The organism is Marinobacter sp. UBA3607 (genome assembly GCF_002375525.1).
In the GTDB taxonomy this organism is placed as follows: domain Bacteria; phylum Pseudomonadota; class Gammaproteobacteria; order Pseudomonadales; family Oleiphilaceae; genus Marinobacter; species Marinobacter vinifirmus.
Window position 1 is genome coordinate 181,529 of the sequence record NZ_DFLY01000032.1, and the last position, 24,178, is coordinate 205,706.

At 57.8% G+C, this 24,178-nt stretch carries 25 protein-coding genes and 1 tRNA gene; 9 read left to right on the forward strand and 17 right to left on the reverse strand.

The features are described from left to right. A partial coding sequence (locus tag B2589_RS12490; RefSeq protein ID WP_286816787.1) for an electron transfer flavoprotein-ubiquinone oxidoreductase occupies positions 1-1,547 on the reverse strand: 1,547 nt, incomplete at its 3' end. A gap of 233 nt (positions 1,548-1,780) precedes the next feature. Here B2589_RS12490 and B2589_RS12495 point away from each other — a divergent pair. Beyond that, positions 1,781-2,530, forward strand: coding sequence for an electron transfer flavoprotein subunit beta/FixA family protein (locus B2589_RS12495; RefSeq protein WP_022988221.1), 750 nt, complete (start codon positions 1,781-1,783; stop codon positions 2,528-2,530). Beyond that, complete coding sequence (locus B2589_RS12500) at positions 2,531-3,472, forward strand: electron transfer flavoprotein subunit alpha/FixB family protein (RefSeq protein WP_058340905.1); 942 nt, start codon at positions 2,531-2,533, stop codon at positions 3,470-3,472. 30 nt (positions 3,473-3,502) lie between these two features. On the opposite strand, the gene B2589_RS12505 is transcribed toward B2589_RS12500, so the two are convergent. Together B2589_RS12505 and B2589_RS12510 are read right to left on the reverse strand one after the other, a co-directional pair. Next, positions 3,503-3,958, reverse strand: a complete 456-nt coding sequence (locus tag B2589_RS12505) for a hypothetical protein (RefSeq protein ID WP_286816788.1) — start codon at positions 3,956-3,958, stop codon at positions 3,503-3,505. 12 nt (positions 3,959-3,970) lie between these two features. Continuing rightward, complete coding sequence (locus tag B2589_RS12510; protein ID WP_022988224.1) at positions 3,971-4,300, reverse strand: hypothetical protein; 330 nt, start codon at positions 4,298-4,300, stop codon at positions 3,971-3,973. Between the two features lie 164 nt (positions 4,301-4,464). Here B2589_RS12510 and B2589_RS12515 point away from each other — a divergent pair, with 164 nt between their 5' ends. Beyond that, complete coding sequence (locus B2589_RS12515; RefSeq protein ID WP_232901025.1) at positions 4,465-5,706, forward strand: saccharopine dehydrogenase family protein; 1,242 nt, start codon at positions 4,465-4,467, stop codon at positions 5,704-5,706. 4 nt (positions 5,707-5,710) lie between these two features. Here B2589_RS12515 and cydC read toward each other — a convergent pair whose 3' ends face one another. Genes cydC through B2589_RS12535 form a run of 4 tightly spaced genes read right to left on the reverse strand, consistent with a single transcriptional unit; the run spans position 5,711 to position 11,452 of the window. Beyond that, the gene (gene cydC, locus B2589_RS12520) at positions 5,711-7,333 is read right to left on the reverse strand and encodes a thiol reductant ABC exporter subunit CydC (RefSeq protein WP_286816789.1); all 1,623 of its coding nucleotides are present in this window, start codon (positions 7,331-7,333) and stop codon (positions 5,711-5,713) included. Then, positions 7,326-9,005, reverse strand: coding sequence for a thiol reductant ABC exporter subunit CydD (gene cydD / locus B2589_RS12525; protein WP_286816790.1), 1,680 nt, complete (start codon positions 9,003-9,005; stop codon positions 7,326-7,328). The genes cydC and cydD overlap by 8 nt, the downstream gene beginning before the upstream one ends. Further along, a complete protein-coding gene (cydB, locus tag B2589_RS12530; protein WP_022988228.1) occupies positions 9,006-10,007 on the reverse strand; it encodes a cytochrome d ubiquinol oxidase subunit II in 1,002 nt (333 codons plus the stop codon). Continuing rightward, complete coding sequence (locus B2589_RS12535) at positions 10,007-11,452, reverse strand: cytochrome ubiquinol oxidase subunit I (protein ID WP_058340909.1); 1,446 nt, start codon at positions 11,450-11,452, stop codon at positions 10,007-10,009. The genes cydB and B2589_RS12535 overlap by 1 nt, the downstream gene beginning before the upstream one ends. A 180-nt stretch (positions 11,453-11,632) precedes the next feature. Here B2589_RS12535 and B2589_RS12540 point away from each other — a divergent pair, with 180 nt between their 5' ends. Further along, on the forward strand, positions 11,633-12,256 hold the full coding sequence (locus B2589_RS12540; protein WP_286816791.1) for a class I SAM-dependent methyltransferase: 624 nt from the start codon (positions 11,633-11,635) through the stop codon (positions 12,254-12,256). 105 nt (positions 12,257-12,361) lie between these two features. Continuing rightward, positions 12,362-12,448, forward strand: a tRNA-Leu gene (locus B2589_RS12545). A 19-nt stretch (positions 12,449-12,467) separates the two neighbouring features. Here B2589_RS12545 and B2589_RS12550 read toward each other — a convergent pair. Further along, a complete protein-coding gene (locus tag B2589_RS12550; RefSeq protein WP_286816792.1) occupies positions 12,468-14,072 on the reverse strand; it encodes a sensor domain-containing diguanylate cyclase in 1,605 nt (534 codons plus the stop codon). 195 nt (positions 14,073-14,267) lie between these two features. Between B2589_RS12550 and B2589_RS12555 the strand changes: the two genes are divergently transcribed. Further along, entirely contained in the window at positions 14,268-15,059 is a 792-nt protein-coding gene (locus B2589_RS12555) for an enoyl-CoA hydratase (RefSeq protein WP_199457527.1), read from the forward strand. 11 nt (positions 15,060-15,070) lie between these two features. Here B2589_RS12555 and B2589_RS12560 read toward each other — a convergent pair whose 3' ends face one another. Genes B2589_RS12560 through B2589_RS12570 form a run of 3 tightly spaced genes read right to left on the reverse strand, consistent with a single transcriptional unit; the run spans position 15,071 to position 17,267 of the window. Continuing rightward, positions 15,071-15,562, reverse strand: a complete 492-nt coding sequence (locus B2589_RS12560; protein ID WP_286816881.1) for a DUF192 domain-containing protein — start codon at positions 15,560-15,562, stop codon at positions 15,071-15,073. Beyond that, complete coding sequence (locus B2589_RS12565) at positions 15,562-16,323, reverse strand: ABC transporter permease (RefSeq protein WP_022988234.1); 762 nt, start codon at positions 16,321-16,323, stop codon at positions 15,562-15,564. The genes B2589_RS12560 and B2589_RS12565 overlap by 1 nt, the downstream gene beginning before the upstream one ends. Positions 16,324-16,346: 23 nt before the next feature. After that, positions 16,347-17,267 (reverse strand): ABC transporter ATP-binding protein, encoded by a 921-nt coding sequence (locus tag B2589_RS12570; RefSeq protein WP_094624001.1) that lies wholly within the window; start codon positions 17,265-17,267, stop codon positions 16,347-16,349. 138 nt (positions 17,268-17,405) lie between these two features. On the opposite strand from B2589_RS12570, the gene B2589_RS12575 reads away from it, so the two are divergent. Beyond that, entirely contained in the window at positions 17,406-17,855 is a 450-nt protein-coding gene (locus B2589_RS12575) for a hypothetical protein (protein WP_286816793.1), read from the forward strand. A 40-nt stretch (positions 17,856-17,895) separates the two neighbouring features. Beyond that, the gene (locus B2589_RS12580) at positions 17,896-18,192 is read left to right on the forward strand and encodes a hypothetical protein (RefSeq protein ID WP_058340923.1); all 297 of its coding nucleotides are present in this window, start codon (positions 17,896-17,898) and stop codon (positions 18,190-18,192) included. Here the strand turns inward: B2589_RS12580 and B2589_RS12585 are convergent. The 4 genes from B2589_RS12585 to B2589_RS12600 all read right to left on the reverse strand — a co-directional run bounded on the left by B2589_RS12585 (position 18,185) and on the right by B2589_RS12600 (position 21,918). Continuing rightward, positions 18,185-18,763: a hypothetical protein gene (locus B2589_RS12585; protein ID WP_286816794.1), complete on the reverse strand. Its 579-nt coding sequence runs from the start codon at positions 18,761-18,763 to the stop codon at positions 18,185-18,187. The genes B2589_RS12580 and B2589_RS12585 overlap by 8 nt on opposite strands. Positions 18,764-18,905: 142 nt before the next feature. Beyond that, the gene (locus B2589_RS12590; RefSeq protein WP_286816795.1) at positions 18,906-20,372 is read right to left on the reverse strand and encodes a PhnE/PtxC family ABC transporter permease; all 1,467 of its coding nucleotides are present in this window, start codon (positions 20,370-20,372) and stop codon (positions 18,906-18,908) included. 17 nt (positions 20,373-20,389) lie between these two features. Further along, complete coding sequence (locus B2589_RS12595) at positions 20,390-21,040, reverse strand: ATP-binding cassette domain-containing protein (protein WP_286816796.1); 651 nt, start codon at positions 21,038-21,040, stop codon at positions 20,390-20,392. Next, positions 21,040-21,918: a putative selenate ABC transporter substrate-binding protein gene (locus B2589_RS12600; protein WP_286816797.1), complete on the reverse strand. Its 879-nt coding sequence runs from the start codon at positions 21,916-21,918 to the stop codon at positions 21,040-21,042. The genes B2589_RS12595 and B2589_RS12600 overlap by 1 nt, the downstream gene beginning before the upstream one ends. Positions 21,919-22,085: 167 nt before the next feature. On the opposite strand from B2589_RS12600, the gene senB reads away from it, so the two are divergent. Beyond that, positions 22,086-23,057, forward strand: a complete 972-nt coding sequence (gene senB / locus B2589_RS12605) for a selenoneine biosynthesis selenosugar synthase SenB (RefSeq protein ID WP_286816798.1) — start codon at positions 22,086-22,088, stop codon at positions 23,055-23,057. 8 nt (positions 23,058-23,065) lie between these two features. On the opposite strand, the gene B2589_RS12610 is transcribed toward senB, so the two are convergent. Together B2589_RS12610 and B2589_RS12615 are read right to left on the reverse strand one after the other, a co-directional pair. Continuing rightward, positions 23,066-23,680, reverse strand: a complete 615-nt coding sequence (locus tag B2589_RS12610; protein ID WP_286816799.1) for a helix-hairpin-helix domain-containing protein — start codon at positions 23,678-23,680, stop codon at positions 23,066-23,068. Between the two features lie 46 nt (positions 23,681-23,726). Beyond that, a complete protein-coding gene (locus B2589_RS12615; protein WP_286816800.1) occupies positions 23,727-24,125 on the reverse strand; it encodes a hypothetical protein in 399 nt (132 codons plus the stop codon). Between the last annotated feature and the right edge of the window lie 53 nt (positions 24,126-24,178).

A 24,178-nucleotide genomic window follows, 5' to 3' on the forward strand; every position in this document is an offset into this window, starting at 1 on the left:
GCGTTGATCTGGAACTTCTTGCCGCTGCCGTCTTCCGCTTCAACCACTTCGTACACGCCGGCCGGGCAGTAGCGCTGGGCGGGCTCGTCGAACTTGGGCAGGTTGTCCTTCAGCGGAATGTCCGGATCGGTCAGCTTCAGGTGAACCGGCTGGTCTTCCTCGTGGTTGGTGTTGGAGATAAACACCGAGGACAGGCGGTCGAACGTCAGCTTGTTATCCGGCTTCGGATAGGTGACCTTCTTGCACTCGGATGCCGGCTTCATGGTGGCGTAGTCCGGGGTAGTATCGCGGAACGTGATCGGCAGGCTGCCACGCAGAATGTTCTGCTCGAAGAAGGCAATGGCGCCGCCTACGATGTTACCGAACTTGTGCATGGCCGGGCCGAAGTTACGCTCGGCGTACAGCTCTTTGTACAACCAGCTGTCTTCAAAGCGCTTCTGGAAGCTGGTGATCTCTTCGCCAGACTTGCCTTCTTTCAGAGCTTCGAACACCGCTTCGGCGCCCAGCAGGCCAGATTTCATGGCAGTGTGGGAGCCCTTGATTTTGGAACTGTTCAGGGTGCCGGCATCGCAACCCAGCAGCAAGCCGCCCGGGAAGCTCATTTTCGGCAGGGCGTTGTAGCCACCCTTGGCGATGGCGCGGGCGCCGTAAGCAACACGCTTGCCGCCTTCCAGGTACTTCTTCACCTCAGGGTGGTGCTTCAGACGCTGGAATTCCTCAAACGGGCTCAGGTGCGGGTTGCTGTAGGACAGATCGGTGATCAGGCCAACATAAACCTGGCCGTTTTCCAGGTGATACAAGAAAGAACCGCCGGTAGAGCCAGACTCATTCAGCGGCCAGCCAGTGGTATGAACCACCAGGCCCGGCTCGTGTTTGGCCGGGTCAATGTCCCACAGTTCTTTGATGCCGATGCCGTAGTGCTGAGGGTCTTTGCCTTCATCCAGCTTGAAATCGCTGATCAGGCGCTTGCCCAGATGGCCGCGGCAGCCTTCGGTGAACAGGGTGTACTTGGCGCGCAGCTCCATACCCGGCATGTAGCCATCTTTCTGGGAGCCGTCACGGGCCACGCCCATGTCGCCGGTGATGATACCTTTAACCTGGCCATCTTCAATGATGGTCTCAGAGGCGGCAAAGCCCGGGTAAACCTCTACGCCCAGCTGCTCGGCCTGCTCGGCCAGCCAGCGGCACAGGTTGCCAAGGCTGATAATATAGTTGCCGTGGTTGTGCATGTTCTTGGGCACAAAGGCATTGGGAACCTTGGTAGCTTTTTCCTGGTTCTTGAGCAGGAAAATGTCGTCCCGGGTAACCGGCGTATTCAGGGGAGCGCCTTTTTCTTTCCAGTCCGGGAAGAGTTCATTCAGGGCAGTAGGCTCGAATACGGTACCTGCGAGGATATGCGCCCCGATTTCAGAACCCTTTTCTACTACACAGACAGTCAGTTCTTCGCCAGCTTCCTGCGCCAGTTGCATGACGCGGCAGGCTGCAGACAGGCCAGCAGGGCCGCCGCCGACGATCAGAACATCAAATTCCATCGATTCGCGTTCCACGTTGGTCTCCTCAAACAGCTTCTAATGAATGTTATTAACCCGAAGGATAGCGCATTTCAAGAATCAAACAAACGTTTGTTTGAAATCTGCCCTTACCTTTGGCATTGTACGTATACACCGAAATATCGTGTGTTTTGAGTCGATTTTTAGTATCGTCTCATTGTCAGGTCGGGTCAACCCGGTCCTTTGACTGTGAAGACTCATTAAACCCATCGTAGAAGAACGAGGAATCTATGAAGGTTCTGGTCGCTGTAAAACGAGTTATCGACTACAACGTGAAGGTGCGTGTCAAGCCGGACAACACCGGCGTTGATCTCGCCAACGTCAAGATGGCAATGAACCCGTTCTGCGAAATCGCAGTTGAAGAAGCGGTTCGTCTGAAGGAAAAGGGCGTTGCCAGTGAAATCGTGGTTGTATCCATTGGCCCGAAGGCTTCCCAGGAGCAGATTCGTACTGCACTGGCGCTGGGTGCTGACCGTGGTATCCACATCGAGACTGACGAAGAAGTACAGTCCCTGGAAGCGGCCAAGCTGCTGAAGGCGGTTGTCGAGAAAGAAGAGCCCAAGCTGGTTATTCTGGGCAAACAGTCCATCGATTCCGACAACAACCAGACTGGCCAGATGCTGGCCGCTCTGACTGGCATGGGCCAGGGCACTTTCGCTTCCGAAGTGGTTGTTGACGGTGAAAAGGTTAACGTAACACGCGAAGTAGACGGCGGTCTGATGACAGTTGCCCTGAACCTGCCGGCGGTTGTTACCACTGACCTGCGTCTGAACGAGCCGCGTTACGCTTCTCTGCCGAACATCATGAAGGCCAAGAAGAAGCCGCTGGACGCCATGAGCCCCGCCGATCTGGGTGTTGAAATCGCCCCGCGCCTGACCACCCTGAAGGTCGAAGCCCCGGCTGCACGCCAGGCTGGTATCAAGGTGGCAGACGTAGCTGAGCTGGTGGATAAACTGAAGAACGAAGCGAAGGTGATCTAAATGAGCATCCTGGTAATTGCTGAACACGACAACAGCAGCCTGAAGCAGGCTACTCTGAACGTTGTAGCGGCTGCCAAGGCCATCGGTGGCGACATCGACGTGCTGGTTGCCGGTGAGAACGTAGGCGCCGTCGCTGAAGCCGCTGCCAAGGCAGAAGGCGTGAACAAGGTACTGGTTGCAGACAACGCCGCGTACGGTCATTTCCTGGGTGAGAACCTGGGTGACCTGGTTGCTGAAGTGGGTAAGGGCTACAGCCACATCCTGACTTCTGCCGGTACCACCGGTAAAGACTTCATGCCGCGCGTTGCTGCGCTGCTGGACGTTGCCCAGGTATCCGACATTATCCGCGTTGAGTCTGACGACACCTTCGTTCGTCCGATCTACGCCGGTAACGCTATCGCGACCGTAAAGGCCAGCGACAGCATCAAGGTGATCACTGTGCGTCCGACCGCGTTCGACCCGGTTGCCGCTGAAGGCGGTTCTGCTTCGGTAGAACAGCTGGACGTTGTAAAAGACGCCGGCCTGTCTTCTTTCGTAGGCGAAGAGCTGGCCAAGTCTGACCGTCCGGACCTGGCTTCTGCCGGTATCGTAATCTCCGGTGGTCGTGGCATGCAGAACGGCGACAACTTCAAGATGCTGGAGCAGGTTGCTGATCTGATGGGTGCCGCTGTTGGTGCATCCCGTGCCGCAGTTGACGCCGGCTTCGTACCGAACGACATGCAGGTTGGTCAGACCGGTAAGATCGTTGCTCCGCAGCTTTACGTTGCGGTGGGTATCTCCGGTGCCATCCAGCACCTGGCAGGTATGTCTGACTCCAAGGTGATCGTTGCGATCAACAAGGACGAAGAAGCGCCGATCTTCCAGGTTGCTGATTACGGCCTGGTAGCAGATCTGTTTGAAGCAGTTCCGCAGTTCGAAGAAGAGCTGAAGAAAGTTCTGTAACTTTCAGATCTCTTTAGCAAAAAAGGCACCTCAGGGTGCCTTTTTTGTTTTTGAAACAATGCGTTTTTCGGCTTTGCCGATAATCAGGGTATCCGCGAGGATATGCAGGGCCCGGTTGGTGGTACGGACCGCCTTGTACACCTGCTCGGTTTTTTCGTGATGGGTTTGCTGGACCTTCCTGGTACTGTTGCGAAACTCTTCATCGCTGGAAAACATGTCGATCAGGCCAAACGTGGTGTTGGCGATGGCCTTGTGCACTTTCTCGACCGCCATGGCGCCGCCAGAGACCGTATCCTCCAGCAATTTCGCACGGTTACGGACCTCCAGCAGTTCCATACGGCTTTTCTGGACGGCACTGCGGGCACTGATGCGGTGGGTGTTAAGAATCCTCAGATCACGGCGGTTATCGCCGGATACACGAAAACCGGCAAACAGGCAGCCGGCGGTGGCGGCAAGGCTCAGGGCAACAAGAATCTGGTCGATCATGGTCGAGGCTCCTCAGCGGTATTCAATGTGCATTTCAACATCGATATCACGCTCTTCGAGTTCCACTTCGAGTTCTTTCATGACTTCCTGATAGACCATTTTCCGGGTCATTACCGGTAAGCGATCCGCAAGCAGCCGGCCGGTCCGGGATTCCCGCTTGGCCAGGGAAATCGGGTCCAGCACCCGAAGGGTCAGTATCAATTCCGGATCCTGGCTGGTCTCAGGGATACCTTCGTTCTCCAGCATCTGGGCGATCATCTTCTTCTGCTCGAGGAATTGCCAGAGCAGCAGGGCGCTGAACACTAGAAGAATCAGGCTGGTGAGTGCAAGCAACGTGTTCAAAGGGCACCTCCCGGGTGTCTTGTGTGCATGTACAGAGTGTGCCCCAGTCTGCATGACAAACGATTGGCCGGGAGGACGCCCCGGACAGCGTAAACAGGAAAGTAGAACCTGTGTTCAAACCTGTTACCATCGTAACCCAACACCCGTTTGAATAAGGATAAATAATGACCAACACCACACAGGCAGAGTTTGATCTGGTCGTATTTGGCGCCACCAGCTTTGTGGGCCAGATTCTTTCCCGGTATCTGATGGAGACTTACGGCACCGGTGGTGAAGTCCGTTGGGCCATTGCCGGCCGTTCCGAGAGCAAACTGGCCAGCCTGAAGGCTGAGCTGGGGGATAACGCCTCTGCATTGCCGGTTATTCTGGCAGATGCCTCTGACGACGACGCCCTTGCCGCCATGTGCCGACAGACCCGGGTGATTATTTCGACCGTTGGCCCCTATGCGCTGTATGGCGAGCCGCTGGTTAAAGCCTGCGTGTCCACCGGCACCGATTACTGCGACCTGACCGGCGAAGTTCAGTGGATTCGCCGGATGATCGAGCGTTATGAAGACCAGGCCAGGCAGACCGGAGCCCGGATTGTTCATTGTTGCGGTTTTGACTCGATTCCTTCCGATATGGGCGTCTGGTTCCTGCAGCAGAAGTCCGAAGAGACCTTCGGCCAGCCCTGTCGTGATGTGCGTATGCGGGTGAAGGTGGCCAAGGGCGGGCTGTCCGGCGGTACTGTAGCCTCCATGATCAACGTGGCGAAAGAGGCCGGGGCAGACCCGAAGCTCCGGAAAGAGCTGGCTAACCCGTTCTCCATCTGCCCGCCGGACCACCGTTCCAGCACGCGCCAGCCGAGCTTGAAAACAGCGGAATTCGATAAAACTTTCAATGCCTGGCTGGCCCCGTTTGTGATGGGTGCCATTAATACCCGGGTGGTTCATCGCTCTAACGCCCTGCAGCAAGCCCGCTACGGCAAGGAATTCACCTACGACGAAGCCATCATGACCGGCAAAGGCACCAAGGGACGCCTGACGGCCTATGGCATTGTGGCCGCCCTGGGTGCCTTCTTTACCGCATCGGCCATCAAGCCAACCCGCTGGGTGGTGGAAAAACTGGTGCCCAAGCCGGGTGAGGGGCCAAGCCCGGAATCACAGGAAAAAGGCTTCTACGACATCCGCTTTGTCGGACGTACAGAAGATGGCAAGACCCTGATCACCAAGGTGACGGGCGACCGGGACCCGGGCTACGGCTCTACCGGCAAGATGCTGGGTGAATCCGGTATGTGCCTGGCCTTTGATGTGAAAGACGAAGTGCCTGGTGGTTTCTGGACTCCGGCCTCTGCGCTTAACGGCAAGTTGCTTGAGCGCCTGACTACCAGGGCGGGGCTGACTTTCGAGCTGCTCGAAACCCGCTGAGCCGCTAGTTCAAATGCAGAATGTGGCCGGATGGCAGCAATGCCTCCGGCCCGTGGCCTAATGAAATCACGGCGCGCCCGTCCAGCCACTGATCAATCCGGGGGGCTATGCGGCCCCGGGTATCGGCATCCACGCCGGTAAAGGGTTCATCCAGAATCACCAGCGGTGCATTACTCAACAGTACCCGGGCCAATACCAGCCGCCGGGCTTCACCGCCCGACAAGCGGCTGCCGCCGTTCCCTAGCCAGGTATCCAGGCCGGCAACCTCACGGCTGAAGCGCTCGGCCAATTCCACCAGCTCCAGTACATGCCAGAGTTCGCCGTCCGTTGCTTCTGGATTACCCAGCAACAGGTTGGCTTTGACGGTGTCGTCGAACACAACCGTAGTTTGAGTCAGGTAGGTGCAGGGCAGGGACTCCAGAGAACCTGCAACCGGAGCAATCAAACCGGCAAAGGTATCTGCCAGGGATGATTTTCCGCTGCCAGACACCCCGACTACGCCCAGGCGATCTCCGGGTTCGACCGCTACCGAGAAGTGGGTGATAACCGAAGACTGCCCCGGGTGGCCAACGGCCAGGTCGCTCGCGGTCAGAGCGCTTTGTTTTGCGCCCTGTCCGGCCGGCCTCTTCTGGAAGCCAGGCTGTTCATCTGCGGGTTGTACATCTTCATTGAGACGCCTGGCGGCTGCCAGTGTTGCACCAAACTTTCCAAAGGCCTCGGGCAGCATGCCGTAAACTTCTCCCAGACCAAGCAGGGCAATGGGCAGCAGCACCAGAACCGGCCCGGATATGAGATCCTGCTGGAACAAGCCAAAGCCGGCCCACAGGGCAATCACCGCTGACAGGTTTACCAGCAACACTGTTACCGAGAGGTGCCAGCCCACCCTGGCATCGACCTCCGCCTGGCTTTGTGAAAGCGCAAAGGCGTGGCGCATCAGCCGGCCCGAATGTTTGCCAGCACGGCCGGCGGCGGTGAGTTCTGCAAAGCCTTCGAGGTGTTCAATCACCTGGCCGCGAAGTTGTTCCTGCCGTTCGTTTAACTGTCCCGACAGCGCCCGGGTGCGAACATACAGCCCCCAGGTGGCGAGACCGAAGGCTGTTGCCAGAATACCCAGCAGTATCAGCGCAATGGTGCCGCTGAACAGCAGCCAGGCCAGGCCGACAATCATCAGGGTAACCAGCGCCGCCAGTGCGGTAGGGGCAATCAGGCGCAGGTACAGGGTGTCCAGGGCGTCTACATCGGCAGTCAGGCGGGACAACCACTGGGCTCCGGTTTTATCGCCTCGCTGGCGTTTGCCCGCCTGCGCCAGCCGGTTGAACAGCGCTACGCGAATATCGGTAAGCAGGCTCAGCACCGTATTGTGGTTGTAAAGCCGCTCCAGGTATCGGGAAACTGTTCGGGACACCGCAAAGAATCGAATCCCGCTGCCGGGCACATAAAGATTGATGTACGCCTGAACACCCGCCGCAAACAGCAAGCCCACCAGGGCGGTTTCGGTCAGGAACCATCCGGACAGGGCCAGCAAGGCAATGCCGGAGATCAGTGTTGCCAGCAGCAGGGCACCGCCCACCACCAGCCGACCCCGGCGGCGCAGAATCAGCTGTAACCAGGGCCGGAGTTCACGCATTGCGCACCTCTGCGCCGGAGACGATCAGAACCCGGTCGGCCAGTGCCAGCAGGGCCTGGTGATGGGTAGAGAAAATCACGGTCTTGCCGGCTTCGGAAAGCTTGTGCAGGGCTTCCAGCACACAGATTTCGCTGGTGGCGTCCAGGCCGGCGGTCGGCTCATCCAGCAGAACCAGCTCATGATCCGCCAGAAAAATGCGGGCGAGACTGAGCCGTCGGGCCTGGCCGCCGGACAAGCCCTGGGCATCTTCGCCAATACGGCTGTTGATGCCCTGTTCCCGGCTGTCGAGCAACTCGGCAAGGCCGACCATGCGCAGGGCATTCTCAATGGCTATATCTGATGCGTCAGGGCTGGTCAGCCTCAGATTGTCCGCCCAGGAACCTTGAATCCAGAAGCCTTTCTGGCCCAGCCAGCCGAAAGGGGATGAGCCCGCAGATTGTCCGAACACCGATATTGTTCCGGCATCGGGGCGGATAAACCCGGCTAACAGGTGCAGTAACGACGACTTTCCGCCACCGGACGGTCCTGTGAGCGCGATCACTTCACCGCGCTTTACCTGCATGTTCAACTGATCAAACACTGGAGGGCTATCGGAATAGCGCAGGGATACACCGCCCAGGGCGATCGTGTCCTCCGCAGCGGCAGTTTCGGTTTGTGCCTGGACATTTCCGGCGCCGGAGACCGGCTCCTGAAGCCGGGCAAGAATCTCTGCCCCGGCACCCAGTGCGGCAGCCCGGTCGTGATAATGCTGGGACAACGTCCGTAATGGCTGAAAGAACTCCGGTGCCAGCAGCAGGATCAGCAGGCCGGAGAACAGGGTGAGCTGATCGCTGGGGCCAAAGGTGATGTAGCCCAGCAACCCGAAACCGATGTAGATGGCGATGACGGCAATGGCGACCGAGGAAAAGAACTCCAGTACCGCCGACGACAGAAAGGCCACCTTCAGGGTTTTCATGGTGATACGCCGGTACTGATCCGAGCGTTGATACAGGGTATCGCTGGCCTGGGCGGTCTGGCCGAACAGCTGCAAGGTCGTCAGGCCTCGAACCTTGTCCAGAAACTGCCCGGACAGCCGGCTGATGGTTTCGAAATGCTGCTGGTTCACTTTCTCTGCACCCACACCCACAAGGGCCATGAACAGAGGGATCAGGGGCGCGGATAACAACAGAAAGATGCCGGCCAGCCAGTCGAGCCAGAACACCAGCGCAAGAATCATCAGAGGGATAACGGTGGCCAGGATCATCTGGGGCAGGAACCTGGCGAAATAACCGTGCAAGGCTTCCACGTGGTCCAGCCATTCCCGGGCCAGGGAAGCGGCAGAGGCTTCCGACAGAGCTACGGGGCCGGCAACTTGCCAGTGGTCATTCAGTTGGCGACGGGCATGCCGGCGTACCTGTTCGCTGCAGCGCGCCGCAAAGCGTGTTTGCAGGCCCTGGCAAACTGCCCGCACAACGAGCATGCCCACCAAAACCAGAAACCAGGGGGTGAGGGCAGAGACCGGCTCGCCGGCAATTACCCCCTGATAAACCAGCCAGGCCAGTAATACCATCTGCACGATGGTGGCCAGCCCGGCCAGGGTACCGGCGACTACTGTGGCGTTTATCCAGCGCTGGCTGGTTCGGGCAAGCCCGGCCAGCCAGCCTTTGACATCAGCCTGTGCCGGTTCTGCCACTCAGTGATACCCTTCGCCGGCCCGCACCTTGCCGCGGAATACCCAGTACGTCCAGGCGGTGTATACCAGCACAATGGGAATTACGAACAGCAGGCCCAGCAGCAGGAACAGCTGGGATTCATAGGCAGACGCTGCATCCCACAGGGTGTAGTTGGGCGGCACCATATAGGGCCAGCGGCTGACCACAAGCCCCAGATAGGTTGTGATGAACAGCCCCATTGTGGCCACGAAGGGCATGCCTTCGAAGCGGTTGCGCACGGAGCGCCAGATCTGGAAGGCGCACAGCAGCGTCAGGGCCGGAAGGATCCAAATGATGCCGATGTGGTCAAACCAGCGTTCACGCACCATGTCGTCCACAAACGGTGTCCACACGCTGATAATGGCGAAGATGGCCAGCACGGCGAACAGCAGCGGCGTTGTTACCCGGTAAGCCCAGTCCTGCAGGCGGCCTTCGGTTTTCAGTATCAGCCAGGTGGAGCCGAGCAGGGCATAGCCTGCCAGAGTGCCGAGGCCGGTCAATACGGTGAACGGGGTAAGCCAGTCCAGCGCGCCACCCACATACACGCCATCAACCGTGTTGAAACCCTGGATATAGGCACCAACCACCGCCCCCTGGGCGAAGGTGGCTACGGTGGAACCGCCGGCAAACGACCAGTTCCACAGGTAGCGGGACGTGCGCGCCTTGAACCGGAACTCGAACGCCACACCCCGGAAAATAAGCCCGGCCAGCAGCAGGAACACGCCAATGTAGAGCGCAGGCAGGAAGATGGTGTACACCATCGGGAAGGCGGCCAGCAGCCCGGCACCGCCCAGTACCAGCCAGGTTTCGTTGCCGTCCCAAACCGGTGCCACCGAGTTCATCATGGTGTCGCGGTCTTCTTCAGAGGGGGCGAAGGGAAAGAGAATGCCCACGCCCAGGTCGAAGCCGTCCATCAGCACATACATGATGATGCCGAAGCCGATAATAAACGCCCAGATGAGGGCCAGATCAAACAGTTCCATCAGGATTGCCCTCCTTCGTTAACGGGTTTTGCGTGGTTAACCGAACCCTTGCCGGATTCGATCTCGAACGGAACATGGGCCGCCGAGAGCGGGCGGGCAGGGCGATCGGCTTCATGGTCGGTATCGTCTTCATCGCCTTCCAGGCCGACGAACAACACCCGCATCAGGTAGTAAACACCGGCGGAGAATACCGCTGCGTACACCAGGATGTAACCGATGAGGGTGAACAGCGCCATGCCCCCGGTCAGCGAGGGTGTTACCGAATCAGCCTGGTTCATAATGCCGTATACAAGCCAGGGAGCCCGGCCAACTTCGGTTACGAACCAGCCGGTCAGTACCGCGAAGAAGGGCGCAATGCTCATGGCGCGCAGCCCCTGCAGGAACCAGCGGGCCTTGTAGTAGCGGCCGCCGGCCCGAAGCACCAGCCCGGTTACCGCGAACAGGATCATCAGCATACCCAGGCCAACCATCACCCGGAACGACCAGAACACAATCGCCACCGGAGGCTGCTCTTCTCTGGGAACATCCTTCAGGCCAGGTACCACACCATCCCACTCGTGGGTGAGAATCATGCTGGCCAGGCTGGGGATGCCGATTTCAAAATGGTTGGTTTGTGCTTCCTGGTCCGGAATGGCGAACAGCAACAGTGGCACATTGGAAGAGGTTTCCCAGTTGCCCTCCATAGCAGCCACTTTCGCAGGCTGGTGTTCCAGTGTGTTCAGGCCATGGAAGTCACCGACCACCAACTGGGCCGGGGCAATAAACAACAGCAGCCACAGGCACATGGACAGCGCCTTGCGGTTGGCTTCTACCTCCCGGCCCTTGAGAAGGTACCAGGCACTCACACCGGCTACCACAAAGCTGCCGGTCAGGAATGAAGCCAGCCCCATGTGCATGAAGCGGTAGGGGAATGACGGGTTGAAGATGGCTTCGCTCCATGACACCACATGGAACACGCCGTCACGCAGCTCAGTGCCCGCCGGAGTTTGCATCCAGCTGTTGGCCGACAGTATCCAGAACGAGGAAATGAACGTGCCGGTGGCAACCATAATGGCCGCAAACAGGTGAACGCCCGCAGGAACCTTGTTGCGCCCGAACAGCAGAACCCCGAGGAACGCCGCTTCCAGGAAGAAGGCCGTGATAACCTCATAGCTCAGAATCGGGCCAAGGAAGTTGGCAGAAGCCTGGGAGAAGTTACTCCAGTTGGTACCGAACTGGAACGACATCACGATCCCGGAGACCACCCCCATCCCGAAGACAACGGCGAAGACCTTTGTCCAGAATCCGGAAAGCTTCGTCCAAACCGGGTTACGGGTTTTGAAGGCAAGGCCTTCCAGAACGGCTATATAAGATGCAAGCCCGATGGTAAATACCGGGAAAATGGCGTGAAATGACACGACAAACGCGAACTGGATTCGCGATAGGATGAGGGGATCTAGTTCCACAGGAACCTCCGGTAACTTTCACAAGTCACAACAGACAGGTGCTAACCTGCCCGGCCGCTGCCTTAGGCGATTTTGTTATGTTGTTATTACCGGCAGTTAATTATGATGCTACGGGAATTGTAGCAGAAAGAAATAGGGCAGTTTGTCGCACCTTTGATATAAAACAATGACGGTGAACCTATGAGCTTCTATGAAGACCGGATTCTTCCCTACATCATCGACAAGGCCTGCTCCATGGGGCAGGTGATGAAACTGCGCAGCCAACTTGTGCCAAGGGCTCGCGGCCGTGTGCTGGAAGTGGGAATGGGCTCGGGTATTAACCTGGAATTCTATAATCAGGACCTCGTAGAGATGGTGTACGGGCTGGAGCCATCGGAAGGCATGCGGCGCAAAGCCTTGCCGAACCTGGGCCGGTCACCGGTGCGGGTAGAGTGGCTGGATCTGCCGGGTGAGAAGATTCCGCTGCAGGACAACTCGGTCGATACCGTTCTGCTTACCTTCACCCTGTGCACCATTCCGGACTGGCACACGGCCTTGCTGCAGATGAAGCGGGTACTCAAGCCCGGTGGCGACCTGCTGTTCCTGGAACACGGAGAAGCCCCACACGACACCACGCGTAAATGGCAGCACCGGGTAACGCCGGGATGGCGAAAGCTGGCTGGCGGCTGCCACCTGAACCGGCACATCGCGGAATTGATTGAACACGCCGGTTTTGAGATTCAGGAGCTGGAGAACCTGTATATGCCCAATGCACCGAAAATTGCCGGGTATATCTACAAGGGCCGGGCAACCAAGCCCGAATAATCAGGGTCCCTGCCGAAAGTTGCTTAATTACTGAGCGATTCTTAAAGCGGAATTGCGTTAGCCATCCGGGCCTTATACAATTCCGGCCTTCAGTTTTCCCCCGATGCTCCGGTGGTGAAATTGGTAGACACAAGAGACTTAAAATCTCTCGACCGCAAGGTCGTGCCGGTTCGATTCCGGCCCGGAGCACCATCCTGTTTTCCCCGGCCCTTCAGCCAAAAATGTTTGCCGCATCCTCACCAAAGCAGGCAACCCGGTTTCGTCCCTGATCCTTCGCCTCATACAACGCCAGGTCTGCGCTGCGCATGAGTGTGGAGCCGGAAACATTGTCCACGTTTACACTACTGGCAACACCGACACTCACGGTGACGACATCGCTGACCGGAGAGTCTGCGTGGGGCAGTTTCAGGCCTGCGATGGCTTTGCGAAGTTCTTCGGCACAGGTTCTGGCTTGTTCCAACCCTGTTTCGGGCATCAGCACACTGAATTCCTCACCCCCGGTACGGGCAACCAGAAAGCCATGGGGCTTGACGTTTTGCTCCATGCACTCCGCAACGCTGGCGAGACACCGGTCACCTTCCGGATGGCCATAGCGGTCGTTATAAAGTTTGAAATGGTCGATATCCAGCATCAACACGGAGGTCGGCTTTTCCGGTTCATCCGACAGGCTTTGTTGCAAGCTGGCATCGAACAGTCGGCGATTGGCCAGGCCTGTCAGCGGATCGTGATGGGACAGGTCCAGCAACATTTTTGACTGTTCCCGTTGCTGGCTGATCAACCTCTGGGCGTGGCGAGCGAGGGTGCCAAACTCGTCTCTCCGCTGCAACAGGCTGTCTGGTACGTCCGCCAGGTTTTCGCGTTGGCCAAGGGAATTCTCTCCCTGTTTCCCGGTAACAAAGCGGGTGAGCTGGCCCAGTGGCTTCAGTACCAGACCATACAGCAGTGCCAGTACCACCCCGATCACAACGGCCAGCAAAACGGCCGTCCAGGCGAGTGAATAGCGAAAATTTCGCGACGCCCTTTTTACGCGGTCTCTCGGAATTTCAGTACTCAACACCAGCTCGGGCCCACGGGAATGGGTTAACAGGGGCTTGGCGGCATGCAGCAGGTCTGGCTCTCGCTGAAGAGCCATCTTCCGTTCCGTATCGGCCGGGGCTGCTGGACGTGTGGAAATCTGCACCGATAGCCCTGTCTGATCCTCGAGCAAATCCGTCAGCCGTTCGTCAATCAGCCGAAGCTTGATAAGCCAGCCCCGGGATGGGCCTGTCCTGTCGGTTTGAAGTATGGGTGCTATCGCAGCGATTGCAGGCCACGGGGAGGCAAGGTTCAGTGGCAGCCCCGATGCTTCTACCTCGCCCAGAAACGGCTGAACCTCAGCGATGAGCGGTGCCGCCCAGCTGCAGTCGCCCGTTGCCGAGGTGCAGGTGCCGTAGGTGTTCGTGCCCGGATCAATGCCGGCAATCCACATTGGTTGCTGGTCTTCACTGATGAAGATCATGGCCTGGTCGTGCAGGTCTTCGAGCATCTCCCGGCTGAAGTTACTGGTGGCGTAGTCGCTGTTTGCATCCTGGAAGAACTGGTAAGTGTCATCCCAGTGCGCCCAGTCCCGGGTTTGGGCGGTCAGCGCATTGTGGTTCTGCGTCAGTGAATTTTCGATGCGCGCGAGTTCCTGGCCGGCTTGCTGGTTCTCGGCTTTCATGAGGACCGGCTGGAATACAACTTTTTCGATCAGAAGCAGGGCGATCATGGCCAGTACAAGAAGGCCCGCCAGAAACAGAACAAACCTGGAGGCCAGTGAGTGGCGGACTTGCTTCATACTGCGTTTACCTGTTCGATGTTTTAAGACGCTTCAGACTTGCTTGTTTTAAACATTCATCGTACCGGTCGGGGTTGCCTGCGAATACTCGGTAATAGCCGCATATTGCAACTATTTGTATACGCCCAAAGTCTGTTCGACAGGCTGGCAGCTGTTGGCAATACTGGGACGATAGCCATCAAGGAGTTCTGAATTATGTCCGCCGCGCAAGAACGCCCAGTGCGAGTCCGTACAGAAAATGGTATTACCACGCTGACCCTGAACCAGCCGGAACGCCGGAACAGCCTGTCGATGGCCATGCTGGAAGGGTTGTCTTCAGCCCTTGAGAAAATTGCCCGGGATGACAGCAGCCGGGTAGTGGTGCTGGCTTCCGCCGGCCATGTGTTTTGCGCCGGCCACGACCTGCGGGAGATGCGGGATAAATTCGACAGCCACGAATTTCAGCTGGCTCTGTTCCAGCAGTGCAGCAAGGTGATGCAACAGATTGTGAACCTGCCGAAGCCGGTGATCGCCCGGGTAGCCGGTGTGGCAACGGCTGCAGGGTGTCAGCTGGTGGCCAGCTGTGACCTGGCGGTAGCGGAGCGGGGCAGCCGGTTTGCCACGCCGGGTGTGAACATCGGTCTGTTCTGCTCCACGCCAATGGTGGCGCTGTCGCGCAATGTTTCCCGCAAACATGCTATGGAAATGTTGTTGACCGGAGAAATGATTGATGCGGAAACCGCTGAGCATATCGGGCTGGTGAACCGGGTAGTGGAACCGGAAGCCCTGGATGAGACTGTCTACAACATGGCCGCAACCATTGCCGGTAAATCTGGCCACACCCTGAAGATCGGTAAAGAGGCGTTTTATCGGCAGCTGGAAATGCCCCTGGCCGATGCCTACGATTACACCGCCAGGGTGATGGCCACCAATATGACAGCTGAAGATGCACAGGAAGGTATTTCAGCGTTCCTGGATAAGCGGGATCCGAACTGGCAGCACAAATAGCCGGAGTGGTTTCAGGGCTTGCAGGCACCGTTGGCTGGCCATACCAGCCGGTCACCGGTGCCAATGCCGCGTTCATGGAAGTAGCCGGCATTCATTTCCACCGCACTCAGGAAGGGCTTGCCGGCCGGATAAGCCGGGCAGTCGCTGCTGCGGGAGGATGCACAGGGGTGCATTTGCCGCAGGCTTACTATCTCGCCCTGTGCACCTAGATAGGCGATGTCGAGTGGGATCAGGGTCTGGTACATCCAGAATCCGTGGTCGGCCGGTCGCAGCTGTTGGTACTCGAACAGCATGCCGGCGTTATCCTGCAGGTGTTCCCGGCCCATCAGGCCCCGGCGCCGCTGCTCCGGTTCACTGGCCACTTCAAGCATGACCGGGTACGAGCGATCAGCGGTTACAAAACAGGCTTGAATCACCGGCAAGGGTTGTTCGTCCCGGGCGTCTGCCGCGCCGCAGGCGGCCAGCGCCACCAGGGCGCAGGCCGCCAGCAATACACGAAACATCACGAACGCAGCCGGTATCCGGTTTTGAAGATCCACCAGACGGTGGTCATGCACATGGCCAGGAATACCAGGGTCATGGCAACGCTGATGCCCACGTGCACATCAGATACGCCATAGAAAGCCCAGCGGAAGCCACTGATCAAATACACCACCGGATTGAACAGGCTGATGGTCTGCCAGACCTGGGGCAGCATATCGATGGAATAGAAGGTTCCGCCAAGAAACACCAGCGGGGTTACGATCATCATGGGCACGATCTGCAATTTCTCGAAACCGTCAGCCCAGATGCCAATGATGAACCCGAACAGGCTGAAGGTCACCGCCGTCAGCACCAGGAAGGCCAGCATCGACACGGGATGCAGTACCGAGTAGTCGACAAACAGCCGTGCGGTCGCCAGGATAATCAGCCCCAGAATAACCGCCTTGGTGGCCGCAGCGCCGACGTAGCCCAGAACAATCTCGGCATAGGACACAGGCGCAGACAGCACTTCATAGATGGTGCCGGAAAACTTTGGCATATAGATGCCGAAAGAGGCGTTGGAGATGCTCTGCATCAGCAGGGACAGCATCAGCAAGCCCGGGATGATGTAGGCGCCGTAGTCGATGCCGTCGATATCGCCCATGCGGGAGCCGATGGCAGAACCGAATACCACGAAGTACAGGCAGGTTGAGATCACCGGCGACAGCACGCTTTGCATGATGGTCCGCTTCATGCGCGCCATTTCGAACTTGTAGATGGCTTTTACACCGTAAAGATTCATTCTGCTCTCTCCGTTCGGGCGGCTTATTCGTGCACCAGGCCCACAAAAATCTCTTCCAGGGAGCTTTCCCGGGTTTGCAGGTCCCGGTACTCGATGCCCAGATCCCCAAGGGTCCGAAGTAAGCGGGCGACGCCGGCTTGCTGTTGCTGGGAGTCAAAGGTGTAGATCAGCTCGTAGCCGTCTTCCGAAAGCTCGATGGGCTCCAGGGTGAGTTCGCCTGGCACCTTGTCGAGTTTGTGCTGCAGCTGCAGACGCAGTTCTTTTTTACCCAGCTTGGACATCAGGGTGTCCTTGTCTTCCACCAGGATAATCTGGCCCTGGCGAATTACCCCGATGCGGTCCGCCATTTCCTCGGCTTCTTCGATGTAATGGGTGGTCAGGATAATGGTGGTGCCGTTCTCGCGGAGTTTCCGGACCATCTCCCACATGTCGCGGCGAAGCTCTACATCCACGCCGGCCGTGGGCTCGTCCAGAAACAGGATGCGAGGCTCGTGGGACAGGGCCTTGGCAATCATCACCCGGCGTTTCATGCCGCCAGACAGCGACATGATGCGGTTGTTGCGCTTGTCCCACAGGGAGAGGTCTTTCAGTACCTTCTCTATGTGGGCCGGTTTCGGGGCCTTGCCGAACAGGCCACGGCTGAACGACACCGCATCCCATACGGTTTCAAAGGAATCGGTATTCAACTCCTGGGGTACCAGGCCGATGGCTTCGCGGGCCTTGCGGTAGTTTTTAACGATATCGTGGCCGGCAGCGGTTACTTCACCGTTGCTCTTGTTCACTATCCCGCAGATGATGGAAATCATCGTGGTTTTGCCCGCACCATTGGGGCCAAGCAGGGCGAAGATCTCTCCCGGGTAGATTTCCAGGTTAACGTCTTTCAGGGCCTGGAAGCCGTCTTCGTAGATCTTGTTCAGGTGCTTTACGGAGATGTCCGGTTGCACAGCGGTATCCTGTTTCTTGGGTGATTCAAGCCAGAAAGCCGGGCATTTTCTCATGCTAGCCGCGGTTTAGAAACCTTTGCCATGTCGGCATTTATGCCCATAATGCCCCCTTCAAAAAGGGGATGAGAGGCTGCTGATATGATACGAGCCGTCGTAACAGGGGGTTTACTGATTGCTGCTGTAGCGATACTGGCATTTGCTCCCGACTACCTGAACGAAGCCAGCAACGAGGAGAAGAAACCACCTTGCGACCTGCTTGCAGGCCCTTGCAGCTGGCAAACGGATCAAGGCCAGTGGCAGGTCAAGCTGACCCCCGGCCCGGAGGGAGACCAGGGCGTGGAGTACCGGCTCCAGGTGACCGTGCCGGAAGCGCCGGATCGCTTTCTGGCGGTACTCAGGGGCGAAAACATGTACATGGGCGAGTACCCGGTGCCGCTGGTACGGGAAGAATCGCTGGAATACCGGGCCAGGTTTACCGCGCCGTTCTGTACCACGGGCAGTGAAATGATCTGGAGAATCGATTTTCAGGATGGCCAGGATTTAATCGAAAATGTGCCGTCAACACTGGTCTTTCGTGCGGAGAAGTAGTTAAATTCCTGGAAAATACAACAATCTCCAGGGAAATGTGATGGATTACGGGGAAAGTGTTCAAAAGGTTCTGCTCAGAAAGATTCTCAAGGCAGAACAGGATTTGCTTCAGCTGAAACTCGATTACTGCCGCTTTGTCTTCGGGCTCACCCACCGGGCGCGTGTGAACGCAGGCGGGAAATCATGGCTGGTACGGTCTGTGGATGTCGACTCCATGCAGCACACTGACGACGGCGGATTTACCCGGCCGGTGATCGCCGGAGTGCCTGCAGAGGATGAAACCGGCACCACAGCGATTAACCTTGGTAGTAATTGGGAAGTTGAAGCCGTCAGATAAACGCGTTGCTGGTGGCTGCATCATAAAGGCTGGAGTGAGCCGGCACATACTGATGTTGCTGCCAGTGTTCAGCGCCTTCAAGGCCGGCCCGGTAGCAGGCCAGTAACACGGAACTGGAGGTGAGGGTGCTGATAGCCTGCAATGCTTCCGGTTGGCGAATGCCTGTTTTACGGCTGACAATGCGTGCCACCATGCCTGCCAGGGCATCGGAATGGCGCACCGGTTGGCGGCTCAGTGCACAACCGGCCCCATACAACCAGGCGGCTGCGTACAGCCGCACCGCCTCTGGCGCATCGGCCAGCAAAAGCCCCTTATCCCGACAATCCCGCTCCTGGAGCCCGGCCAGAATGTGCAGCTGGGTGCGCAGTTCGGTGCCATGGGCAGAGGCAATTTTCACCTGCTTGCCGGTACGCGCCGTGCGCCTTGCCACCGGGCCGGGTATTTCCGGTTCTGCTATACCACCTGCCAGTTGAAGTGCTTCTCCCCGGGACAGGGCAACCATCCGGATTGCCAGAATGCCGACCAGAGCCAGCAAGCCGAGCTCAGTAACTGTGACCAGTCCGTTGACCATGAAGGGTTTCTTGCCTCGCATTCCTGAAGTTAGAACGATAAGGCATTGTAACGATATGTAACGAGCGGCAAGGTAACCGGCTTCCCAATTCTGGCAGTACCGGCATTTCAGGCGCGGGAATTGTGATGCTGGTCTCAGCTGATCAGCAGGTTTGCATGGTCTGCAGGGCCAGTTTCCGGCGAATGTAGCGCCCCAGTGCATCAACGCCGATGTTCAGCAGCGCGGTGATCAGTATCAGCACCATGGCCCGGTCGAAACGGATGTTCTGTATGGCGCTGTCGACATAGAAGCCCAGCGTGTAGATGCCCAGGATGCCGAGGATGGCTGTTTCCCGCATGATGATTTCCCAACGGTAGAACAGAAACGCCAGGAACGACCGGTAAACCCGGGGAACCAGTTCCCAGCTGTACCGGGTGAAGCCGATGGGCGCATCCGGGCGCAACCGAATGGTGTTGGTCTGGCGCCCGATCAGGTGGCCGATAATGCCCCCATTGTGCAGGGCCAGTGCCACCACCGCCGGCAGCATGGACGGCCCCCAGAGTTGCAACAGGATATAGGCCAGGATGTATTCCGGCGTAGAGCGGGCAATCACCAGCAACACATGGCCGGAGGTACGGCGCACCGGGCCACCAAAGTGGTTGGAAATCAGCGGGAAGGCCAGCAGGGAAATAATACCCGTAGCCACCAGGGCAATCTGGGTAAGGACGATGGTGTTCCAGATGCCCGGCAGTGCCTCGGTGACCATTACATCCCCGAACCAGGCAGACAGGCCGGCAAGCCCCTCGCCATCACGCAGCGGAGCCGGGATGATGTCTTCGGTGAAGAACCGCTCCACATTGCCCCAGACAATGGGGAACCCGTCTCCCAGAAAGAACGGAGCGGCCAGAATGTAGAACGGCAGCAATTTCGGACGAACCCACAGGGGCAGGGTGGCAATCAGGATATAGAACAGAATCAGCATGGCGCCGGCATCGGAATACATGCCCTGGGAGAACGACGATTCCAGGTAGAACCCCAGCGTAGGCAAACCCACAAAACCAAGAATGGCCGAGGAGCGCAGGCCGCATTCCAGGCGGTAAGAAGTGTAGGTGCGGATCTGTTCCCAGCAATCCGGAATACGGGCATACAGAAAGGCTGACATCGAACCAGTGCCAGGAGGCAGCAGGCGGCCGGGCTCCGGATCAGACTCTTCAAAGATCTCCGAGTACACCTTGGCGAAGATACCCGAATAGGGGATGGCAATGGCCAGCACGCCCGTCAGTGGGTGGAAACCGAAGAACTGCAGAAAGATCAGCGCCCAGAACAGCTCATGAATCGAACGGATGAAGGCACAGAAGATTCGAACCGGCAGAAACCGATAACCCAGCGCCAGCAGAAATCCTGCCAGGCTGCCGATGGTTACACCTACGAAGGCGAACGCCACCGTGCGCAGCAGGGCGGTCATCAGGCCTTCGGTGCTGAAAAAGTTGGGGGTAGCTACGCCCAGAAAGAACCGGCCGAGATCCTGCCAGGGGTTGGCGGTGGTGATAGCAATATCGGCCACCAGCAAACCTCCGAGCGCAATGGCAAGGAAGATGAAACTGGCTCTGACGGTGGGGTAGGAAAACATAAACTGGTTCTGGCCCGTTAATACAGCGACATGATGTCGGATGCGACAAGCGAGGAAGCCGCTTCGTCCAGCGCTATCTGGCCGTCCTGAATGCCGATGATCCGGTTACAGTAACGCAGTGCCATGTCCACATCGTGCAAGGCAATAATCGAGGTGGAGAACCGGTTGGTGAGGGTTTTCATGACCAGGTGCGCCATGGGGCCATCCAGTGCCGAAATGGGCTCATCCGCCAACAGGACAGGGGCCTGCCGGTAGATGGCCCGGGCAATGGCCACCCGCTGGCGTTGTCCGCCAGACAGTGCAGCCGCCGGTATCCACTGTTTCTCGGAAATTTCCAGTTCTTTGAGCAAGGCCTTTATGGTGTCGCGGTCGCGACGGAACGGGCGAATCAGGGTCAGGGCGTTATACCAGCCGGGATGTCGGTCCAGCTGTCCCATAAACACGTTATGGAACACCGGCAGCGCGTTCACCAGCCCCAGGCCTTGCGGAATCAGGGATGCCTCACTCTCAAGCCGGTCGTAAAGCAAACGGATCAGCGTAGACTTGCCGGCGCCACTTTGGCCGACCAGTGCCACATGCTCGCCTTCATTTACGTGAAGGGAGAGCGGGCCAATTACCCGCTCCCCGTTAAAGCTGGCTGTCAGGCCATGAAAATCAAATCCTGACATCAATCGAGAATTCCGATGTTTTCAGCGGTCTTGCGAATGGGCTCGTAATCATCGTTAGACGCCGGAATAAAGCCGGAACGGGGGAAGCTTTCCAGCAGTTTCGGATCGTCCAGTTCCAGCAAGGCCTTGGTCACCTTGTCCTTGAATCCTTCACCGAAGCGTTCATTCACATCACCCCGGATGGTCCACTGGTAATCCGGGTACGCCGGGGTTTTCCAGATAACCTGAACGGCATCGGTATCGATGTTTCCATCTGCCAGCTCTTTTTCCCAGACCTGGAAGTTGAGCGCGCCCACTTCATAGGTGCCAGCCTCTACCAGGCGAAGAGTACGGGTATGGTTACCGCTGAAACCAACACGGGAAAATACAGATTCCGGTGCCTCACCAAAGGTGTCGCGCAGGTGGAACTCGGGCATCAGGCGGCCGGAGGTGGAACCCTTGGAACCAAAGGTAAAGGTTTTGCCACGCAGGTTGTCCTCAAGGTCCGCCAGGCTGTCTGCCGGCTCGATTTCGGTGCTGGTGTTGGCGATGAAGTAGGTGACGAAGGCTTCGTCTTCCACGCCCTGGGCGATGGCCTCAGAACCCGGCACCAGGCGCCGCGCCTGCACACCGGACAGCCCGCCAAACCAGGCCAGCTGCACCTGGTTGTTGCGGAAGGCGGATACCGCTGCCGCATAGGATTTTACCGGGATATAACGAACGTCTACGTCGAGCTGCTCGGAAAGGTAATCGGCCACGCCGCGAAAGCGCTCTACCAGCTTCGTTTCATCCTCATCAGGAATAGCCGTAAACACGAAGGTTTGTGCCTGTACGGCAGTGACGGCAGAAAAAGACAGAAGGCCGGAAACCAGCCATTTCCGTAGATGTTTGATGACCATGATGATTCATTCCTTTTAGTCGGGGGAGCTTTTGGGTGGTCCGGCCAGCGCCGAAGGCAGCCTCAGGATACCGTGAATTACCACAAGTCTGAACCGGTATACGCAGGTATCCTTTACCCGGAGCACTGGCGCATGCAGAATTTCGGTAAATTTATCGGACACCCTTTATGCATCTTCTGATCATCACTCCTGCCGGCCCGGACTCCAAGGCCGGTAATCGAGCCACAGCCCTGCGCTGGCAGGTACTGCTGGAGCAATCCGGCCATCAGGTCCAGGTATTGACCGGGTATGATGGAGAAACGGCTGATCTGATGCTCGCCCTCCACGCATGGCGCAGTGCCGGTGCGGTAGCGGCATGGAGAGAGCAAAATCCGGACAAGCCGTTAATTGTCGTGCTGACGGGTACTGATATCTATCATCACCAGCATAAATATCCCGGGGTTACCCTGGCTTCGATGGACGCGGCGGATTTGCTGATAGGCCTGCACGACCTGGTAGCCCGGGATATTCCCGAATCATTCCGCGACAAACTCGTTACCCTTCGTCAGTCTGCAGCGCAGCCTGCCGTGCGCGGCGGCTCCCGGCCGGAACCGGGGCAGTTCAATATCTGTGTGATCGGCCACCTGCGTGATGAAAAAGACAGCCTGCGGGCTGCCCTTGCCGCGCGGCATCTACCGGAAGATTCCAGCATTGTCGTTAATTGTGCCGGCCGCCAGCACACCGAGGAATGGCGCGAGAAAGCGCTGGCAGAAAGCAAGGATAACCCGCGCTTTCACTGGTTAGGGGAGCTGGATAAACCGGGCCTGGAAAACCTGATGGCCGTGAGCAGTGTGATGGTCATCAGCTCTGTGATGGAAGGTGGCGCGAATGTGGTCTCTGAAGCCTGCAGGGCAGGTTTGCCCATTCTGGCGTCGGATATTCCGGGCAATAAGGGGCTGTTGGGTGAGGATTATCCGGGCTATTTCCCGGTTGGGGATGACAAGGCACTGGCCCAGTTGATGTACCGGGCAGAGCGGGAACCGGAGTACCTGGCAAAACTGAGAGCGGCTGTGTCGGCGCTCGCTGAAACCTTCACCCCTGAAAAAGAACGCCAGAGCCTGGAGGAGGCTCTGGCGCGGGTAGTCGACATCCGAGGCTAAGGTACGTTTTACAGTAATTTTTTCGCCTCGGCAGTCAGCTGGCTGTAGCCTTTCATGCTCTTGAAGGCTTCCAGCTTCTGCTTGTCTTCGGCGCTCGGGTTGGCAATCTGCTCGATGGAAGTGATACCGGCTTCTTTCATCTTTTTCGCAGTCGCCGGCCCGATACCCTTCACGCGGGTAAGATCAGACTTGTCCGCGGGCTTGGCCGCCTTCGGAGTAGCAGTTTTCCTGGCGGCAGGCTTTTTGGCAGGCGCCTTCTTTGCAGCCGGCTTGCTGCCCGTAGCGGATTTGGCCGCAGACTTGGCCTTGCTGGCTGTTTCGTCCGCCGCTTTGCGGGCTTCCTTGGAGGCAATACCCACACGCTCCAGCAGGGTGGCCTGCAATTCGTGGAACTCGTTCATCCGGCGCTCGAACTCTTCGTTAAAGCGCTTCATTTCCCGGTCACGCAGCTCGTCCATGTCTTTGAGCAGCTTGCGCACGGGGTCCTGAATCTGGTGCTGCAGGTGGTCGAACTGTTGCAGGGCATCGCTAATCAGCCCCTCGATCTGGGCAGAGGTTTTCTCGAACTCCTTGTTCACCTTCTTGACGATCTTATCTACGCTCGGTTTGGCTTTCTTTGCCATGGGGACGTCTCCTTGCAGACGGATGCTTGGTAAGTACTACGGGGTATCAGGCCAGTTGCCTCATGCTCCCGACGGGGCCCGGGTCACGGCGGGATTTGAGGCTTTGTTTTTTCAGAAGTACTTCGTGAATGCGCCGGAGTTTTTCTGACAGGGGAGAAGCGTCTTTGGTGTTAAGGTCAGAAAAATCAATCGAATAGAAGAAATTGCTACAGTGCTTTCTCTTTTCGGTGACCAGGCCGGAGACACCCTCGGCCCGGATTTCCTCAAACGGCATATCCATTACCAGCTCCAGAACCAGAGTATCGCCCGGCTCGAAAACCTTGTCGGTTTTCATCACGCAGCCATAGCTGTCCAGCTCGTACACGCGGGCCTCGACGGTTTCTTTACGAAACAGTCCCTTGCGAACACGGAAGCGGGCAACCAGATCCGGTAGTGGGTCGTTCATTAACCTGTATCTCTGCGTTTTTCAGTACATCAGAATGTGTATATAGATCAAAC

Coding starts and splice junctions, on each gene's coding strand:
- B2589_RS12585 (WP_286816794.1), bottom strand. CDS start 18,763: ATGGTCAACGGACTGGTCACAGTTACTGAGCTCGGCTTGCTGGCTCTG.
- B2589_RS12500 (WP_058340905.1), top strand. CDS start 2,531: ATGAGCATCCTGGTAATTGCTGAACACGACAACAGCAGCCTGAAGCAG.
- B2589_RS12580 (WP_058340923.1), top strand. CDS start 17,896: ATGGATTACGGGGAAAGTGTTCAAAAGGTTCTGCTCAGAAAGATTCTC.
- B2589_RS12515 (WP_232901025.1), top strand. CDS start 4,465: ATGACCAACACCACACAGGCAGAGTTTGATCTGGTCGTATTTGGCGCC.
- B2589_RS12560 (WP_286816881.1), bottom strand. CDS start 15,562: ATGTTTCGTGTATTGCTGGCGGCCTGCGCCCTGGTGGCGCTGGCCGCC.
- B2589_RS12610 (WP_286816799.1), bottom strand. CDS start 23,680: ATGGCAAAGAAAGCCAAACCGAGCGTAGATAAGATCGTCAAGAAGGTG.
- B2589_RS12495 (WP_022988221.1), top strand. CDS start 1,781: ATGAAGGTTCTGGTCGCTGTAAAACGAGTTATCGACTACAACGTGAAG.
- cydB (WP_022988228.1), bottom strand. CDS start 10,007: ATGGAACTGTTTGATCTGGCCCTCATCTGGGCGTTTATTATCGGCTTC.
- B2589_RS12565 (WP_022988234.1), bottom strand. CDS start 16,323: ATGAATCTTTACGGTGTAAAAGCCATCTACAAGTTCGAAATGGCGCGC.
- B2589_RS12590 (WP_286816795.1), bottom strand. CDS start 20,372: ATGTTTTCCTACCCCACCGTCAGAGCCAGTTTCATCTTCCTTGCCATT.
- B2589_RS12595 (WP_286816796.1), bottom strand. CDS start 21,040: ATGTCAGGATTTGATTTTCATGGCCTGACAGCCAGCTTTAACGGGGAG.
- cydC (WP_286816789.1), bottom strand. CDS start 7,333: ATGCGTGAACTCCGGCCCTGGTTACAGCTGATTCTGCGCCGCCGGGGT.
- B2589_RS12550 (WP_286816792.1), bottom strand. CDS start 14,072: ATGAAGCAAGTCCGCCACTCACTGGCCTCCAGGTTTGTTCTGTTTCTG.
- B2589_RS12555 (WP_199457527.1), top strand. CDS start 14,268: ATGTCCGCCGCGCAAGAACGCCCAGTGCGAGTCCGTACAGAAAATGGT.
- B2589_RS12540 (WP_286816791.1), top strand. CDS start 11,633: ATGAGCTTCTATGAAGACCGGATTCTTCCCTACATCATCGACAAGGCC.
- B2589_RS12505 (WP_286816788.1), bottom strand. CDS start 3,958: ATGATCGACCAGATTCTTGTTGCCCTGAGCCTTGCCGCCACCGCCGGC.
- B2589_RS12575 (WP_286816793.1), top strand. CDS start 17,406: ATGATACGAGCCGTCGTAACAGGGGGTTTACTGATTGCTGCTGTAGCG.
- B2589_RS12600 (WP_286816797.1), bottom strand. CDS start 21,918: ATGGTCATCAAACATCTACGGAAATGGCTGGTTTCCGGCCTTCTGTCT.
- B2589_RS12615 (WP_286816800.1), bottom strand. CDS start 24,125: ATGAACGACCCACTACCGGATCTGGTTGCCCGCTTCCGTGTTCGCAAG.
- senB (WP_286816798.1), top strand. CDS start 22,086: ATGCATCTTCTGATCATCACTCCTGCCGGCCCGGACTCCAAGGCCGGT.